13 protein-coding genes are annotated in these 16,475 nt (G+C 74.9%); 6 read left to right on the top strand and 7 right to left on the bottom strand.

The annotated features are described in order from the left end of the window. The first annotated feature begins 30 nt into the window (after positions 1-30). A complete protein-coding gene (locus tag IH54_RS0122430) occupies positions 31-3,081 on the top strand; it encodes an alpha-mannosidase (protein ID WP_031519617.1) in 3,051 nt (1,016 codons plus the stop codon). 128 nt (positions 3,082-3,209) lie between these two features. Here IH54_RS0122430 and IH54_RS0122425 read toward each other — a convergent pair whose 3' ends face one another. The 3 genes from IH54_RS0122425 to IH54_RS0122415 all read right to left on the bottom strand — a co-directional run bounded on the left by IH54_RS0122425 (position 3,210) and on the right by IH54_RS0122415 (position 5,754). Further along, on the bottom strand, positions 3,210-4,073 hold the full coding sequence (locus tag IH54_RS0122425) for a DMT family transporter (protein WP_031519615.1): 864 nt from the start codon (positions 4,071-4,073) through the stop codon (positions 3,210-3,212). Between the two features lie 182 nt (positions 4,074-4,255). Further along, complete coding sequence (locus IH54_RS0122420) at positions 4,256-5,218, bottom strand: SDR family NAD(P)-dependent oxidoreductase (protein ID WP_031519613.1); 963 nt, start codon at positions 5,216-5,218, stop codon at positions 4,256-4,258. A gap of 74 nt (positions 5,219-5,292) precedes the next feature. Continuing rightward, the gene (locus IH54_RS0122415) at positions 5,293-5,754 is read right to left on the bottom strand and encodes a hypothetical protein (protein ID WP_159011996.1); all 462 of its coding nucleotides are present in this window, start codon (positions 5,752-5,754) and stop codon (positions 5,293-5,295) included. Positions 5,755-5,911: 157 nt separating this feature from the next. Here IH54_RS0122415 and IH54_RS0122410 point away from each other — a divergent pair, with 157 nt between their 5' ends. Genes IH54_RS0122410 through IH54_RS0122400 form a run of 3 tightly spaced genes read left to right on the top strand, consistent with a single transcriptional unit; the run spans position 5,912 to position 9,383 of the window. After that, on the top strand, positions 5,912-7,588 hold the full coding sequence (locus IH54_RS0122410; RefSeq protein WP_031519609.1) for an FAD-dependent oxidoreductase: 1,677 nt from the start codon (positions 5,912-5,914) through the stop codon (positions 7,586-7,588). Beyond that, on the top strand, positions 7,585-9,030 hold the full coding sequence (locus IH54_RS0122405) for an ATP-binding protein (RefSeq protein WP_043181893.1): 1,446 nt from the start codon (positions 7,585-7,587) through the stop codon (positions 9,028-9,030). Before IH54_RS0122410 ends, IH54_RS0122405 begins: the two co-directional genes overlap by 4 nt. Further along, on the top strand, positions 9,027-9,383 hold the full coding sequence (locus tag IH54_RS0122400; RefSeq protein ID WP_031519606.1) for a UBP-type zinc finger domain-containing protein: 357 nt from the start codon (positions 9,027-9,029) through the stop codon (positions 9,381-9,383). The genes IH54_RS0122405 and IH54_RS0122400 overlap by 4 nt, the downstream gene beginning before the upstream one ends. Positions 9,384-9,570: 187 nt before the next feature. On the opposite strand, the gene IH54_RS0122395 is transcribed toward IH54_RS0122400, so the two are convergent. From IH54_RS0122395 to IH54_RS0122385, 3 genes are read right to left on the bottom strand one after another with little or no spacing between them, the layout of a single operon-like run. Further along, a complete protein-coding gene (locus IH54_RS0122395) occupies positions 9,571-10,347 on the bottom strand; it encodes an ABC transporter permease (RefSeq protein WP_107060233.1) in 777 nt (258 codons plus the stop codon). Continuing rightward, positions 10,344-11,936, bottom strand: coding sequence for an ABC transporter permease subunit (locus tag IH54_RS0122390; protein WP_234343703.1), 1,593 nt, complete (start codon positions 11,934-11,936; stop codon positions 10,344-10,346). Before IH54_RS0122390 ends, IH54_RS0122395 begins: the two co-directional genes overlap by 4 nt. Then, the gene (locus IH54_RS0122385; RefSeq protein ID WP_031519600.1) at positions 11,933-12,853 is read right to left on the bottom strand and encodes an ATP-binding cassette domain-containing protein; all 921 of its coding nucleotides are present in this window, start codon (positions 12,851-12,853) and stop codon (positions 11,933-11,935) included. Before IH54_RS0122385 ends, IH54_RS0122390 begins: the two co-directional genes overlap by 4 nt. 168 nt (positions 12,854-13,021) lie before the next feature. On the opposite strand from IH54_RS0122385, the gene IH54_RS47750 reads away from it, so the two are divergent. Beyond that, entirely contained in the window at positions 13,022-14,230 is a 1,209-nt protein-coding gene (locus tag IH54_RS47750; protein ID WP_043181890.1) for a sensor histidine kinase, read from the top strand. After that, positions 14,227-14,928: a response regulator gene (locus IH54_RS0122375; protein WP_031519596.1), complete on the top strand. Its 702-nt coding sequence runs from the start codon at positions 14,227-14,229 to the stop codon at positions 14,926-14,928. The genes IH54_RS47750 and IH54_RS0122375 overlap by 4 nt, the downstream gene beginning before the upstream one ends. Before the next feature lie 11 nt (positions 14,929-14,939). Here IH54_RS0122375 and IH54_RS0122370 read toward each other — a convergent pair whose 3' ends face one another. Beyond that, positions 14,940-16,262: a chloride channel protein gene (locus IH54_RS0122370; RefSeq protein ID WP_043181887.1), complete on the bottom strand. Its 1,323-nt coding sequence runs from the start codon at positions 16,260-16,262 to the stop codon at positions 14,940-14,942. Between the last annotated feature and the right edge of the window lie 213 nt (positions 16,263-16,475).

Here is a 16,475-nt window from a genome sequence, read left to right as displayed (position 1 = left end):
GACTCGCCCGACGCACGGGAAGGCTCCGCCATGCACACCGACCCCACCATCATCGAGCAGCGGCTCGACCGCGTGCTGAGCCAGCGGCTGCGGCCCGCGGTGCACGCCCGGTGCGTGCCGCTGGACGTCGAGGTGTGGCACGTACCCGGCGAACCGGTCACGGTCGCCGAGGGCCTCGCCGCCGACTACGCGCCCGCGCGGGTCGGCGACCGCTGGGGGCCCGCCTGGTCGACCAGCTGGTTCCGCGTCAGCGGCCGGATCCCGCAGGAGTGGGCGGGGCTGCCGGTGGAGGCGGTGGTCGACCTGGGCTTCGGCTTCACCGACCCGGGCTTCTCCGCCGAGGGCCTGGTCCACCGCGCGGACGGCACCGCGGTCAAGGCTCTCAACCCGCGCAACAGCCATGTCCCGGTCGCGGCGGCCGCGGTGGGCGGCGAGCAGGTGGCGTACTACATCGAGGCCGCCGCCAACCCGCTGGTGATGCAGTCCGGGCCGGAGCTGCTGACCTTCCACCCGACGCAGGCCGGCGCACGGGCGCCGTGGCTGACCGGCGCGGAGGGCCCGGCCGGCGAGCCGCTCTACCAGCTGCGCCGGGCGGATCTGGCGGTCTTCGACCGCGGGGTGTTCGAGCTGGTCCACGACCTGGAGGTGCTCGGCCAGCTCGCGGCGGAGCTGCCGGAGCAGGCGACCCGGCGCTGGCAGCTGCTGCGCACGATCGAGCGGGCGCTGGACGCGGTCGACCTCCAGGACGTCTCCGGCACGGCGGCCGCGGCGCGTGCGGTGCTGGCCCCGGCACTGGCGTCGCCCGCGGGCCCGGCCGCGCACCGCATCTCGGCGGTCGGGCACAGCCACATCGACTCCGCGTGGCTGTGGCCGCTGCGCGAGACGGTGCGCAAGGTGGCCCGTACGGTCTCCAACGTCACGCAGCTGATGGACGACCACCCCGGCTTCCGCTTCGTGATGTCGCAGGCGCAGCAGCTCGCATGGCTCAAGGAGCACCGTCCCGACGTCTTCGCGCGGGCGGTGGAGAAGGCGAAGTCCGGGCAGTTCCTGCCGGTCGGCAGCCTGTGGGTGGAGCCGGACACCAACATCACCGGCGGCGAGTCGCTGGTGCGGCAGTTCGTCCACGGCAAACGCTTCTACCTGGAGGAGTTCGGCGTCGAGACGGAGGAGATGTGGCTGCCGGACACCTTCGGCTACAACGCGGCGCTGCCGCAGCTGATGAAGCTCGCCGGGGTGCGCTGGTTCCTGACCCAGAAGATCTCCTGGAACACCACCAACGTCTTCCCGCACCACACCTTCTGGTGGGAGGGCATCGACGGCACCCGGATCTTCAGCCACTTCCCGCCCGTCGACACCTACAACAGCGACCTGTCGGGCGCCGAAGTGGCGCGCAGCGAGCGGAACTTCCGGGAGAAGGCGTGCACCGACCGGTCGCTGGTGCCGTTCGGCTACGGGGACGGCGGTGGCGGGCCGACCCGGGAGATGATGGCGCGCGCCGACCGGCTGGCGGACCTGGAGGGCTCGCCGCGGGTGGCGGTCGAGGCGCCCGCGGAATTCTTCGCGAAGGCGTTCGCCGAGCACACCGACGCCCCCGTGTGGGTGGGCGAGCTGTACCTGGAGTTCCACCGCGGCACGCTGACCAGCCAGCTCGCCACCAAGCAGGGCAACCGCCGGGGCGAGCACCTGCTGCGCGAGGCGGAGCTGTGGGCGGCGACGGCCGCGGTGCGCACCGGGGCCCCGTACCCGTACCGGGAGCTGGACGGGCTGTGGAAGACGCTGCTGCTGCACCAGTTCCACGACATCCTGCCGGGCACGTCGATCGCCTGGGTGCACCGGGAGGCCGAGCAGACGCACCGGGAGCTCGCGGCCGCGCTGGAGGAGATCGTCGGACGGGCGCTGGGCGCGCTGGCCGGGCCCGACGAGGGGGGCGAGGTCGTCTTCAACGCCGCCCCGCACGCCCGCGGCGGCGTCCCCGCGCTCGGCGCGGCGCCGCGGTCCGCGCCGCCCGGCCGCACCCCGCCGGTCGCGGACGGCGACGGCTTCGTCCTGGACAACGGCCTGATCCGGGTCGCGGTCGACGCGCGCGGCCTGGTCACCTCGGTCCACGACATCGCGGCCGGCCGCGAGGCGCTGGCCCCGGGCTCCCCGGCCAACCTGCTGCAGCTGCACCAGGACTTCCCCAACCGGTGGGACGCCTGGGATCTGGACGCCTTCTACCGCAACACCGTGCGCGACCTCACCGAGGCCGACGAGGTCGCGGCGGTGGACGGCGGGGTGCGGGTGGTCCGCACGTTCGGCGCGTCGCGGATCGAGCAGGTGCTGACGCTGGAGCGGGGCGCGCGGCGGCTGGACGTGGCGACGGTCGTGGACTGGCGGGAGCGGGAGAAGGTGCTCAAGGCGGCCTTCCCGCTGGACGTGAGGGCCGCGCACTCGACCGCGGAGATCCCGTTCGGGCAGGTGGAGCGGCCCACGCACACCAACACCAGCTGGGACGCGGCGAAGTTCGAGGTGTGCGCGCACCGCTACCTGCACGTCGGCGAGCCCGGCTGGGGTGCGGCGCTGGTCAACGACTCGACGTACGGCCACGACATCACCCGTGACGTCCGCCCGGACGGCGGCACGACCACCACGGTGCGGCTCACCCTGCTGCGCGCCGCCCGCTTCCCCGACCCGGACGCCGACCAGGGCGTCCACACGCTGCGGTACGCCCTGGTGGTGGGCGTCGAGCCGGGCGACGCGGTACGCGAGGGCTACCACCTGAACCTGCCGGAGCGGGCGGTGCCGGGCAGCGCGGTGGTGGCGCCGCTGGTCGCCCTCGACGAGGAGGGCGTGGTGGTCTCCGCGGTCAAGCTCGCCGACGACGGTTCCGGCGACGTGGTCGTACGGCTCTACGAGGCGCGCGGCCGGCGGGTGGCGGCGGTGCTCACGCCGTCCTTCGCGCTCGGCTCCGCGGTGGTGACCGATCTGCTGGAGCGGCCGCTGCCGGACGACGGCAGCCACGAGGTCGCGGGTTCGGGGGTCCGGCTGCGGCTGCGCCCCTTCCAGATCCTCACGCTGCGCCTGGCGGTGCGGCGGCCGTGAGACCGGCCCGCGGGCGGCGCCGGGCGGAGGGGGCCCGGCGACGCCCGCGGGCGGTGGGAGCCGGCCCTTGACCGAGCCGCTGAGATCGGGGCCCGTCCACGCATCCCGGGTTCACGGCTGTGAATCGCTCAAGTGTTGAGCTCGCCCGTCAGCGGGACCGCCCGGGAGAGGTGCAGGGTGCCGGTCGTGACCAGTGCGACGCCGGCCAGTTCGGGCAGGATCCACCAGCCGGTGCGGATGTGCTCGGCGTAGACCAGGATCCCCAGTAGCAGGCTGACGGTCGCGTCGCCGAGCGTCAGCGCGGGCTGCGAGGCGGCGATGGAGCCGGCCTGCAGCGCGTTCTCCAGCAGGAAGACCGCGGCCACCCCGCACACCGCGAAACCGTACGTCTGCCAGGCCGTCAGGAACGCGCCGAAGCCGTCGTCGGAGAAGGTGTTGGCGGCCGACTTCATGAGCGCCGCCGTCAGCGCGTTGCCGACCGCGGCGGCGGAGCCGAGCAGGGCGGCACGACCCGCGCCCGAGCGCCGGTGCCGCGCGGCCCCGACCGTGCAGCCGATCGCCGCGAGGCACAGCGCCAGGGCCGGGATCCAGCGCGCCATCGACGCCTGCGGATGCCCGCCGTCCGGCGCCGCGCTCGCCAGCGCGATCACGAGCCCGGCGACCATGCAGGCCACCGAGACCCAGCCCGCCCTCGGCAGCGTGCGGTGCAGCACGGGCAGCGCGATCAGCAGCGCGAAGGGCAGTTCCAGGATGAAGACCGGCTGCGCGAGCGCGAGCGGGCCCATGACGAGGGCGAGCGCCTGGAAGAGCGCGGCGCCGACCACGCCGCCGATGCCCAGCAGCCACACCGGCTGGCGCACCAGGTCCATCATCAGCCGGGGCTTGAGCGCGTCCCCCGGCGGGACCGCCAGCGCGGCCTTGCGCTGGAAGACCGTCCCGGTGGCGTTGCTGGCCGCCCCGATGAGCGCGAAGAGCACGCAGAGCACCAGCAGGGTCGGCCTCCGGTGGCGTCGGGGCCCGGCGCGGGGGGGGCGCCGCCCGGGCGGCGGGCGGGTCCGCGGCCCGGCGCGGACGTCTGTCGGCCCCAGCATCCAGCGCGCCGGCCCCCGCTCCCGCCACCGGCCGGGCCGACGGGCGGGTCTTCACCCGTTCGGCGCGGCAGGGGCGGGGTGCGTCAGGCGGCGAAGGCGTCCACGCCGGTCAGCTCGGCCGACAGCGCCCACAGCCGGGCGGCCTGCTCGGGGTCGACGGCGTAGTCGCGTACGCCGCCGCGGGTGCCGTCGTCCTCGCCGGGCACGGCGATGTCGCAGTCCTCCAGGTAGACCCCGCCGAGGCCGTCGAGCTGCGGGGACGTCGCCGCCCACACCTGGGTGGCCGCGCCCTCCTGCGGCGACTTGAACATGCCCGGGTTGAGCACCTTGCCGGTCTCGTCGATCCAGCCGCGCTCGATCATCTCGGACTTCGCCAGGTGCCGCTGGAGCGGGGTGAGGATGCCGCCGGGGTGCAGGGCGAAGGCGCGCACGCCGCGGTCGCGGGCCAGCGCGTCGAGCTGCACGGCGAAGAGCACGTTGGCGGTCTTGGACTGCCCGTAGGCCTGCCACTTGTCGTAGCCGCGCTCGAACCACAGGTCGTCCCAGCGGATCGGCGAGTTGTGGTGGCCGCCCGAGGAGACCGAGACGACCCGGCCACGGCCCCGCTCGATTGCCGGCCACAGCCGGTTGACCAGGGCGAAGTGGCCGAGGTGGTTGGTGGCGAACTGCAGCTCCCAGCCGGGGCCGACCCGGGTCTGCGGGCAGGCCATGATCCCGGCGCTGTCGATGACGATGTCGAGGTCGCGTCCGGTGGCCAGGAAGCGGTCCGCGAAGGCGCGGACGCTGTCGAGGTCGGCGAGGTCCAGCTCGTCGAACTCGACGCCCGGCAGACCGGCGAGCGCCTCGCGGGCGGTCTCGGGACGGCGCGCGGGCACCACGACGTTCGCGCCGGCCTTGACGAGCGAGCGGGTGGTCTCCAGGCCGATACCGGAGTAGCCGCCGGTGACCAGGGCGAGCTTGCCGGTCAGGTCGATGCCGTCCAGGACCTCGTCCGCGGTGCTGTGGGCGCCGAAGCCCGAGCCGATCGGTTTCTGCGGTGTAGTCATGCCGTCGAGGCTAGGAGTTGAAGTGCGCTATAGCGCAAGCGCGGCCGTACGGCGCGGCGCGCGGGCCCTACGGCTCAGCAGTCCGGCCGCAGGCCGGCGACCGTCACGCTTCCGCTGTCCGCCGCGGCCGACACCGACACACGCGAGACCGTCAGGTGCCAGCCGCCCCGGTGCAGGGACGTGTTGACGACCCGGCCGTCGGCGGCGGTCTTCGGGGGCTCCGCGCGGCGCCAGCCGGCCCGTTCCAGGCCCGCCAGCAGGCGGTCCGTCTGAGCGGTCGAGGCCGGCAGCGGCTTCGGGTCGAGGAGGCACTCCGGCCGCGGTTTGTGCCCGCTCCAGTACTCTGAGTACAGGTTGATGACACGCATCGTGCCGTCGTCGTGGATGCCCGCCTGCCCGAGCGCCGCGTCGACCTCCGCCTGCACCTCGCCCTTCGCCAGCACCGGCCCGCCGGCCACCGCGCCCGCGCCGTCCGCCGCCGTCACCGCGGCGCACAGCGCCACCGCCGCGGCCGCCGCGGCACTCCCCACCCGCATCTCGTCCCCCTGACGTCAGACGGAGGAGATTACGCGCTCGGCGATCACCCCGCACACCGGAGGGCCACGCACTGCAGGGGTCCGATGATCACACTAGGCTGAACGGCGGAGCTGCGCGGAGCGAAACGCGCAGGCCGCGGACGGGGACGGGATATCCATGACAACGCCGGAGAGCACACGCCGATCCGTACTGCTGACCGTCGACGACGATCCCGGGGTCTCCCGGGCGGTCGCCCGCGACCTCCGGCGGCGCTACGGCGAGCGCTACCGGGTGGTACGGGCCGAGTCGGGCGACTCGGCGCTCGACGCGCTGCGGCAGATGAAGCTGCGCGGCGACCTGGTCGCGGTGATCCTCGCGGACTACCGGATGCCGCAGATGAACGGCATCGAATTCCTCGAACAGGCCATGGACGTCTATCCCGGCGCCCGCCGGATCCTGCTCACCGCCTACGCCGACACGGGCGCCGCGATCGACGCGATCAACGTCGTCGACCTGGACCACTACCTGCTCAAGCCGTGGGACCCGCCGGAGGAGAAGCTCTACCCGGTGGTCGACGACCTGCTGGAGAGCTGGCTGACCTCCGACCACCGCCCGGTGCCGGAGACCAAGGTGGTCGGCCACCGCTGGTCGGCCCGCTCCTCCGGGGTGCGCGAGTTCCTGGCCCGCAACCAGATCCCGTACCGCTGGTATCTCTCCGACCAGGCCGAGGGGCGCCGGCTGCTCGACGCCGCGGGGCACGACGGGATGCGGCTGCCGCTGGTCATCGCCCCCGGCGGCGACGTGCTGGTCGAGCCGTCGGACCAGGACCTCGCCTCCCAGGTGGGGCTGGCGACGACGCCCGCCGAGGAGTTCTACGACCTGGTGGTGATCGGCGCCGGGCCCGCGGGGCTGGGCGCGGCGGTCTACGGGGCGTCGGAGGGCCTCAACACGGTGCTGGTGGAGCGCACCGCGACCGGCGGGCAGGCCGGGCAGAGCGCCAGGATCGAGAACTACCTGGGCTTCCCCGACGGCGTCTCCGGCGCCCAGCTCACCGACCGGGCCCGCCGCCAGGCCACCCGTTTCGGGGCCGAGCTGCTCACCGCGTGCGAGGTCACCGGCCTGGAGGTGAGCGGGCCGACGCGCACCGTGCGCTTCGCGGACGGCTCCGCGGTCTCCGCGCAGAGCGTCATCCTCACCACCGGCGTCGCCTACCGGATGCTGGAGGTGCCCGGCATCGCCGAACTCACCGGCCGGGGCGTCTACTACGGCTCGGCGCTGACCGAGGCCGCGGGCTGCGAGGACCAGGACGTCTACATCGTCGGCGGCGCCAACTCCGCGGGGCAGGCGGCCGTCTACCTCTCGCGCGGTGCGAAGTCGGTGACGCTGCTGGTGCGCGGGCCCTCGCTGGAGGCGTCCATGTCGCACTACCTGATCCAGCAGATCGCGGCGATCCCCACCATCTCGGTGCGCACCGGCACCGTGGTGGCGGCCGCGCACGGCGAGGACCACCTGGAGGGCCTGACGCTGCGCGACACCGCCACCGGCGCTACCGAAATGGCCGACGCCCAGCGGTTGTTCGTCTTCATCGGGGCCGCGCCACGCACCGACTGGCTGGACGGCATCGTCCGCCGGGACACCCACGGCTTCGTGCTGACCGGCCCGGACCTCGCCGCCGAGGGCGAGCGCCCGGCCGGGTGGGAGCCGGACCGGCCCCCGTACCACCTGGAGACCAGCGTGCCGGGGGTCTTCGCGGCCGGCGACGTCCGCGCGGAGTCCGCCAAGCGCGTCGCGTCCGCGGTCGGCGAGGGCGCGATGGCCGTCATGCTCGTACACCGCTACCTGGAGGGGCTGTGACCGCGACGCTGCCGTGCAACCCGGAGGAGCTGCGCTCGCTCTTCCTCTTCGAGCACCTGTCGGACGAGCAGCTGGACCGGCTGTGCGCGTCGGGCCGCATCGAGTCCTTCGAGCCCGGACCGGTCTACGCCGAGGGCGACCCGGCCACGTGCTTCTACGTGCTGCTGGAGGGCACGGTCGTGACGTCCCGGCGGGTCGGCGCGGACGACGTGGAGGTCAACCGCACGTCGATGCGGGGCGTCTACGCGGGGGCCTTCCAGGCGTACCTGGGCGACCGGGTGCCGCAGCTCTACACCAACTCGCTGCGGGTGACCGGGCCGTCCCGCTTCTTCGTGCTGGCCGCCGACGAGTTCGCGGGCATCGTCCGGGAGTGGTTCCCGATGGCGGTGCACCTGCTGGAAGGGCTCTTCTTCGGCAACCAGACCTTCCAGCAGGTCGTCAGCCAGCGCGAGCGGCTGCTCGCGCTGGGCTCGCTGTCCGCGGGCCTGACGCACGAGCTGAACAACCCGGCGACCGCCGCGCTGCGCGCCACCTCCGCGCTGCGCGACCGGGTGGCCGGCATGCGCCACAAGCTCAAGGTCCTGGCCGGCGGCCCCTACCGGCAGTCCGACCTCGACACCCTGATCCAGGTGCAGGAGCGGGCCGTCGAGCGGATCACCAAGGCGCAGGAACTGAGTCCGCTGGAGACCTCCGACCAGGAGGACGCGGTCGCCGACTGGCTGGACGCACACGGCATCGGCGGCGGCTGGGACCTCGCGCCGGTCTTCGTCCAGGCCGGGCTCGACGAGGAGTGGCTGGAGCAGGTCGCGGCCGCCGTGGACGCCGAACTGCTGGAGAGCGCGGTGCGGTGGCTCAACTACACCGTCGAGACCGAGCTGCTGATGAACGAGATCGAGGACTCCACGACCCGGGTGTCCGGGCTGGTCAACGCGGCCCGGCAGTACTCGCAGCTGGACCGGGCGCCCTTCCAGGTGGTCGACATCCACGAGCTGCTGGACAGCACGCTGCAGATGCTCACCGGGAAGATCGGGCCGGAGGTGCGGGTGGTGCGGGAGTTCGACCACTCGCTGCCGCGGATCCCCGCCTACCCCGGCGAGCTCAACCAGGTCTGGACGAACCTGATCGACAACGCGGTCTCCGCGATGGACGGCTCGGGCACGCTCACCGTGCGCACCTCACGGGACCACGGCAGGCTGGTGGTGGACTTCCTGGACACCGGTCCCGGGGTCCCGGCGGAGATCCGGCAGCGGATCTTCGAGCCGTTCTTCACCACCAAGCCGGTGGGCCAGGGCACCGGGCTCGGGCTCGACATCTCCTGGCGGATCGTGGTCAACAAGCACCACGGCGACCTGGACGTCGAGTCCGAGCCGGGCAACACCCGCTTCCGGGTGCGGCTGCCGCTCACCGCTCAGTCCCCCGACACCGAGGAGTCCGCCTCATGACCACCCCACCCACTCCTGGCATCGACCCGTCGGTCCCGCCGAGCGGCGACGGCTGCGCGGAATGCGACAAGGCCGGCGGCTGGTGGCTGCACCTGCGCAGGTGCGCGTCCTGCGGCCACGTCGGCTGCTGCGACAGCTCCCCGGCGCAGCACGCCAGTGCGCACGCGGCGGCCACGGGCCACGACGTGATCCGCTCGTACGAGCCGGGTGAGGACTGGTTCTGGAACTACCGCACCGAGAGCTACGTCGAGGACGGCCCGGACCTCGCTCCGCCCCTGAGCCACCCCACGACCCAGCCCACCCCCGGCCCCGCCGACCGCGTCCCGGAAGGCTGGCGCTCCCAGCTCCACTGAGCGCCCCGCGGGGGGCGTGGGCAACCGCGCGCCCGGGGGAGGACGGCGACGGACACCTCCCGCGCCGGCCCGCGGCCGAAGGGGGCGCGTGGGGGGTACCTCCCACGCGAAGCTCCGGGGGAGAACCGCGCGAGCGGCCCCCACCGGCGGAAGGCCCGCAGCACAGCTCACGAGGCGTCGCGGCGGGTCAGGCGTCCCGCGCCCGAAGGGCGAGAGCCCCGGCCGCCAGCCCGGCCGCGGCCCAGGCCGCGACAACGCCGAGCCCGGCGTACGGCCCGATCGGGGCCTCCGCCCCGGAGAGCGTGGTCTGGACAGCGAGCCCCGCTGTCATCGGCCCCACCTTCTGGAGGCGCTCGTGCCACTGCGGGTCCGAGACCACGGAGGCGATGATCGGGAAGAGGTAGAGCAGCCCGAGCACGGCCCCCACCGCAGCGGCGGAGTCCCGTACCGCGGTGGCCAGGCCCAGGGCGAGCAGCCCGACCAGCACCAGGTACGCCACCGAGCCGGCGGCAGCCCTGAGCACCGGGCCGTGCGCGGCCGAGAAGCCGGTGAAGCCGTGCCCGGGCAGGATGAGCCCGCCGGCGAGCAGCGAGCCGGCCACGGCCACGGTCCCGGCGGCCAGCACGAGGGCGCCGAGCACCGCCGCCTTCGCCGTGAGGACGGTGCCCCGGCGCGGCACCGCCGCGAGGGTCACCCGGATCATCCCGGTGCCGTACTCCGATCCGATGAGCAGCACGGCGAGCACCGCGACCCCGGCCTGGCCGGCCTGCACGCCGGCCAGGGCGGCCTTCGCCGGGTCCTGCCCGCACACCGCTCCGGCCGCGGCCCCGCAGTGCACCGCCACCGCGCTTGCCGCGCCGACGGCCACCGTGCCGACCGCGACCGCGGCCGCCAGCCACAGCAGGCCGGGCAGCGTGCGGACCTTCGTCCACTCGGCGTGCACCGCCTGCCGCAGCGCGCTCACGCGTCCCTCCGGCGCAGGCGCACCGCGGCGAGCGCGACAGCGGCGGCGGCCCAGCCGCACAGCACCGCGAATCCGGCCCACGGGTCGAGCGGGAAATACCCGTCACCGGGTGAGTAGTCCGCGGTGACCTGCGCGTACTGGTGGGCGCTCTGCTGGACGGCGAAGGCTGCGGCGGGGGTGACGCGGGTGAGCCAGCGGGACGGGCCGGTGGGCAGCATCCCGGAGACCGCGAGGATGTACGGCACCACGATGGCGACCACGACCGCGGTGACCGCGCCCGCGCTGCGCCGCAGCAGCGTGCCGACGGCCAGCGCCAGGACGCCGGTGACGGCGAAGAGCCCGGCGGTGCCGAGGACCACCCGCATCTCGGTTCCGGCGGCCAGATGGTGGAGCGGGAAGTGCTTGTGCTTCTCGACCGCCTCGACGAGCCACACCGCTGCCAGCGACGCGACCAGTCCGGTGGCGAAGCACAGCCCGCCGACGACGACGGCCTTGGCCGCCAGCACCTGTCCGCGGCGGGGCGCAGCCGCGAAGGTGGTGCGGATCAGCCCGCGGCGGTATTCGGCGGTGACCGACATCGCGGCAACGACCGTCACCACGACGAGCCCGGCGAAGGCGCCGATGAGGCAGTCCTCGACGGACTTGCCGGGTTCGTCGCGGCCGTGGACGAGCGGGGCGACGTCCCCGCTGCCGGTGAGCGTGTAGGTGCCGCCGGACTGCCGGTAGCCCAGGTCGGGGTCCTGGTCGGGACCGCCGCCGACGGTGTCGCCGGTCCAGTCACCGCCCGCGGCGCCCCGCACGGTGACCGAGTCGAAGGAGGCGGTCGCGGTGCTGGGGCCGCCGTCCACCGAGGCGCCGTTGACGGAGCGGCTGGTGACGACGTATTCCGGCGAGGTGGTGAACAGCCCGATCTGCACGGTGGCCGGAAGCCCGGCGAGCCGCGCCGTGCCGATCCGCGTCCAGTGGGTGCCGTCGGCGGAGTCGTAGCCGGTGAGGGTGTCGCCGCTGCGGGTCAGCCGCAGCCACCGGGGGGAAGCGGTGGTGACCTTGCCGGGCAGGCCGGCCACGTCGTGGGTGTAGTCGTACTGCATCCGCACGCCGTGCGCGCCGCTGAGCGCGACCGCGGCGTACGCCGAGCCCGGCTGCGTACCGTCCTTGACGATGACACCGGCCTTGGCCCAGGGCTGCACGCCGGAGGCGAGCCCGCTGCTGCCCGATCCCGGTTCGGCGTGGCCCCCGGGCGCGTAGCGGCCGGTGAGCGAGGTGATCCGGGCGGTCACGGAGCCGTCGCCGGTGAGCGGGCGGTGCACGAACGTCAGGGCGTCGCGGACCTCCACACCGCCGGGGCCGGTGAGCGCGGTGTGGTCGCACGCGCCGCCGTCGGGGCCGTTGCAGACGATGCTGCTGCCCGCCGCACCGAGCAGGCCCACGGCGACGGTGACGACTGCCGCGACGAGGAGGCCGACGACCCAGCCTCGTACCGTCCGGATTTTGGTGAACTCCGCGTGCAGCAGCGGCAGGAAGCCGTCCCGGCCGGGCGTCTGCGGGGAACGGTAGGGGGTCGTGGTCCCTGGAGCGGGCGCGGTCACAGCGCACCTCCGGACCGGAATTCGACGGCGTCGCGGGTCAGTTCCATGTATGCCTCCTCCAGCGTGGCGCGGTGCGCGCTCACTTCGGAGAAGGGCAGGTCGGCCCGCCCGAGCAGCGCGGTGACCTGCTCGGCGGCCAGACCGGCGACGGTGAGGGTGTCACCGCCGGTGGCCGCGACGGTGGCGCCGGCCTGCGTGAGCAGGGTCATGGCGCGGACCCGCTCGGTCGTGCGCAGCTCGACCCGGTCGCCGGAGGCCGCCGCGATCAGCTCGGCGACCCCGGTGTCGGCGATGACCTTGCCGCGACCGACGACCAGCAGGTGGTGGGCGGTGTCCTGGAGTTCGCTCATCAGATGGCTGGAGACCAGGACCGCGCGGCCCTCGGCGGCGAGCGACCGCAGCAGACCGCGTATCCACACGATGCCTTCGGGGTCCATGCCGTTGAAGGGCTCGTCCATGACGAGCACCGGCGGGTCGCCGAGCAGCGCGGCGGCGATGCCGAGCCGCTGGCGCATGCCCAGCGAGAAGCCGCCCGCCTTGCGGCGGGCCGCCTGCCGCAGGCCGGCCTGCTCGACGACCTCGTCGACGCGGCGCGCGGGCAGGCCCTGCGAGTGCGCGAGCCACAGCAGGTGGCCGCGGGCGCTGCGGCTGGGCTGGAGCGCGCCGGCGTCCAGCAGCGAGCCGACGTGGGAGAGCGGGTTGCGCAGCTCGCGGTAGGGGCGGCCGCCGATCAGCGCGGTGCCGGAGTCGGCGGCGTCCAGGCCGAGGACCACGCGCATGGTGGTGGACTTGCCGGCGCCGTTCGGCCCGACGAAACCGGTGATCCGCCCGGGGGTGACGGTGAAGGTCATCCCGTCCAGTGCCGGTGCCGTCCCGAACCGCTTGCGCAGGTCGCGGACTTCGATGGTTGCTTCCATGACAGACGAGGCTAGGAAACGGGGGGCCGCGGCGCGTCACGCGGCGGAGCGGTCCTCGGCGTACCGTCGCAGGGGTACGCCGGACGGGTGGTGTCCCCCCTGAGATGTACGGCGGGGTCCCTGGTCAGGAGGACGCGCCGGGTGCGGACTTGGCGGGAGAATGCCGGTGTGAGGCCGAAGGACACCACGAGGGTCGGGGAGTTCGCGGCGTCGCCACGGGCTCCGGCGGTGGTGGCGGCGCTGCTCGCCGCTGCCGCGGTCACGGAGGCGGCGGTGCGGGTCGCGGTGGCGGGCGGCGGGGGCTCACCAGCGTTCGCGCTGCTGGTGGTGGCGCTGCTGGCACTCGCGACGACGGTGCCGCCGGTGTTCCTGTCCGCGCCGCCTGCGGCGGTCGCGGGAGTGACGGCAGCGGTGCTGTCCCTGGCCGCGTTCGGCACGTTCACGGCAGCCGGGGCGGTGGCGGTGCCGCTGACCCTGCACCGGCTGGCCGCGGGGGCGCCGGCGGGGGGCGGTGCGCGGGTGGCGCTCGCGGTGGGCCTGGCCGTGCCCTTCCCGGTGGCCGCGCTGTGCGACCCGCGCCTGGCGGGGGAGGCGCGGGTGCTGGCACTGCTGGCCGCGTCCGCCGCGCCGGCCGCGGCGTGGGCCGGGGCCGCACGGGCGGCGCGGGCGGAGGCCAGGGTGCACAGCGCGGCCCGGCAGGTCAGCGCGCGCAGCCTGCTGGAGCACACCGCGCGCGGTGAGCGGGCCCGAATAGCCCGGGAGTTGCACGACGTGGTGGCGCACCACATATCCATGATCGCGGTCCAGGCGGAGACCGCACGGCTGACCACGCCCGGGATGCCGCCCGCGGGTGCGCAGCGGCTGTCGGACATCGGCGACACCGCCCGCGCCGGGCTGACCGAGATGCGCCGGCTGCTCGGGGTGCTGCGGCAGGACGCCGAGGTGGACGCGGCCGAGCGCCGCCCGCAGCCGGGCCTGCAGCAGCTCACCGAGCTGGTCGACGAGGCCAGGAGCGCCTCGGGCGCGGGCGTGCGGCTGATCGTGTCCGGCCCGGCCGCGGCGCTGGACCCGGGGGTGGAGCTGGCGGCCTTCCGCATCGTCCAGGAGGCGCTGACCAACGTACGGCGGCACGCCAGGGGCGCTGCGGTGGATGTGGAACTGCACTACGCGCACGACGCGTTGCGGCTGCGGGTGCGCGACAACGGGCCGGGACCGGGCGCCGCACCGGCTGCCGCCGGGGTGTCCGGCGGGCACGGCCTGCCCGGGATGCGGGAGCGCGCCGCGGCGGCGGGCGGCACGCTCAGCTGCGGGCGGGCTCCGGGCGGCGGCTTCGTGGTCGAGGCCACGCTCCCGGCCGGCGCGGAGGTGCTGCGGTGAGCGCCGCTCCCCCGCCGCCGGTGCGGGTCCTCGTCGCGGACGACCACCAGGTGGTGCGGACGGGCTTCGCGGCGCTGCTGGACACCCAGCAGGACTTCACCGTCGTCGGCACGGCGTGCGACGGGGCCGAGGCCGTGGCCGCGTGCGGCGAGCTGGCGCCCGACGTCGTGCTGATGGACGTCCGGATGCCGGTGCTGGACGGCATCGAGGCGACCCGGCGGCTGACGTCCGCGGAGGGCGCCGCGCCACGGGTGCTCATCCTGACCACGTTCGACCTGGACGCCTACGTCTACGACGCGCTGTGCGCCGGGGCGAGCGGCTTCCTGCTCAAGGACGTCACGGCGGAGCGCCTCTTCGAGGCGGTGCGGATCGTCGCGGCGGGAGAGGCGCTGCTCGCACCGGGCGTGACGCGCCGGCTGATCGCCGAGTTCGCCCGCCTCCGCCCGGCCGCCGCCCCCGACTCCCCCGCCGCCCGGCCGTCCGCCGAGCTGTCCGCGCTGACCCCGCGCGAGACGCAGGTGCTGCGGCTGGTCGCGCAGGGCCTGTCCAACGCGGAGATCGCCGCGCAGCTGACGGTCACGGAGGAGACCGTCAAGACGCATGTGAGCCGGATCCTGGCCAAGCTGGGGCTGCGCGACCGCACCCAGGCGGTCGTCATGGCGTACGAGACGGGCCTGGTCACGCCGTCGGGCCGGTGAGAGGCGGACGCTCAGCCGGAGCCGGAGGCCGGACCGGAGGCCGGACCGGAGGGCGCGCGGGAGCCGGTGCGGTCGCGGAAGGGCGGGACGGGCGGGCCCTCGGGGAGCAGTTCGATGATCACGAAGGCGGTCACCGCTGCCAGCACCACCACGGGCAGCGAGCCGGTGTGGCCGAGCAGCAGCGCCACCAGCACCACGGTGCTCACCGGCAGCCGCATCGCGGCGGCCGTCGCCGCGGCCATCCCCGCAGCCGTGGCGGGCACGACGCCGAAGCCGGGCAGCGGTGCGAGCAGCACCCCGAAGGCCGCGCCGAGGAAGAGCGAGGGGAAGATCGGCCCGCCGCGCAGGCTGCCGAGGCTCAGCGCGTAGCCCGCGGACTTGAAGGCCAGCACCGCGACCAGCGCGCCCACCGACCAGGCGTGCGGGTGCGCGGCCAGGTCCGGCAGCGTGGACTGCCCGGACAGGGCGACGTCCGTCGGCGACCGCCCGGTGATGCCGGTGTACGCGGCGGCGCAGCTCCCCATGGCGAGCGCGGCGAGGAGCGTGTTGCGCAGCGGGTGGGCGGCGACCAGGATCGCGGTGCGGCGGCCGGCCAGCATGACGTAGTGGATCACGACCGCGATGAGCGCGGCCATCAGCACCGACCACACCACGTCGCCGGCGTCGAGCAGCGGGGGCGCGGGCAGTCCGATCTCCAGGCTGCCGGTCTTCAGCCCGGTCCAGTGGCCGAAGCCGGTGAAGACGATCGCGCCGACGCCGCTGGACAGCAGCGCGGGCAGCATGACGGCGAAGAGCTGGGGCCCGCCGACACCGGCGACCTCCATCAGCATGACGGCGGCCACCAGCGGGTTGCCGAAGATCGCGGCGATGGCCGCGGCGGCGCCCGCGGCGCCGACCAGCGCGGTGCTCGCCTGCGTGGCGGGGGCGCGGACCAGGTCGCGGAAGAGCAGCGCCAGGCCGCCGCCGAGCGCAATGAGCGGCGCCTCGGGCCCGAGCACGACGCCGAAGGGCAGGCAGCACAGCGCGGCGAGGACCACACCCGGCAGCGATGCCGGGGTGGCGCCGCCGGAGTGCAGGCCGGCCACCGGCACGTGCCCGCCGCGGCCGGGGAAGCGCAGCACCACCAGGGCGGTGCCCGCGCCCGCGACGGCCGCACCGGCCAGTGACCACCACCACGGCGCCCGGTCGTAGCCGAGGTCGTGCGGCCATTGGGTCCAGATGAGGTGCTGGAGCTCGTGCAGGGCGGCCAGGAACCAGAAGGCGACGAGCGACACCGGGATGCCGATCAACCCGCTGAAGACCAGCGCCCGCCGGTACTGCGGCCGGCGCAGCATGTCCCGCAGCGCGTCGGCCTCCTTCGGCTGGCTGCCGGGCGCCGCGCCGGCGGGGGTGGCGGGAGCGGGGGCGGCCGGGGTCTGCTCGCTGATGGGTCGCCTCCTGGCTCGGCGCCCGCGGCGCGCCCGGATCGTATACGAACGGCGCGGCCCGCGGGTGCGGTCGGCGGGCGTACGGACGGGCCGCGCGGAGCGGTACGGCACCCCGCCCGG

This window comes from Streptomyces sp. NRRL F-5123 (assembly GCF_000721495.1).
In the GTDB taxonomy this organism is placed as follows: Bacteria; Actinomycetota; Actinomycetes; order Streptomycetales; family Streptomycetaceae; genus Actinacidiphila.
Note: the sequence above shows the minus strand (reverse complement) of the source record. Positions and strands in the feature narration are given on the sequence as shown.

Coding starts and splice junctions, on each gene's coding strand:
- IH54_RS0122430 (WP_031519617.1), top strand. CDS start 31: ATGCACACCGACCCCACCATCATCGAGCAGCGGCTCGACCGCGTGCTG.
- IH54_RS0122420 (WP_031519613.1), bottom strand. CDS start 5,218: ATGACTACACCGCAGAAACCGATCGGCTCGGGCTTCGGCGCCCACAGC.
- IH54_RS0122415 (WP_159011996.1), bottom strand. CDS start 5,754: ATGCGGGTGGGGAGTGCCGCGGCGGCCGCGGCGGTGGCGCTGTGCGCC.
- IH54_RS0122410 (WP_031519609.1), top strand. CDS start 5,912: ATGACAACGCCGGAGAGCACACGCCGATCCGTACTGCTGACCGTCGAC.
- IH54_RS0122400 (WP_031519606.1), top strand. CDS start 9,027: ATGACCACCCCACCCACTCCTGGCATCGACCCGTCGGTCCCGCCGAGC.
- IH54_RS0122385 (WP_031519600.1), bottom strand. CDS start 12,853: ATGGAAGCAACCATCGAAGTCCGCGACCTGCGCAAGCGGTTCGGGACG.
- IH54_RS0122370 (WP_043181887.1), bottom strand. CDS start 16,262: ATGCTGCGCCGGCCGCAGTACCGGCGGGCGCTGGTCTTCAGCGGGTTG.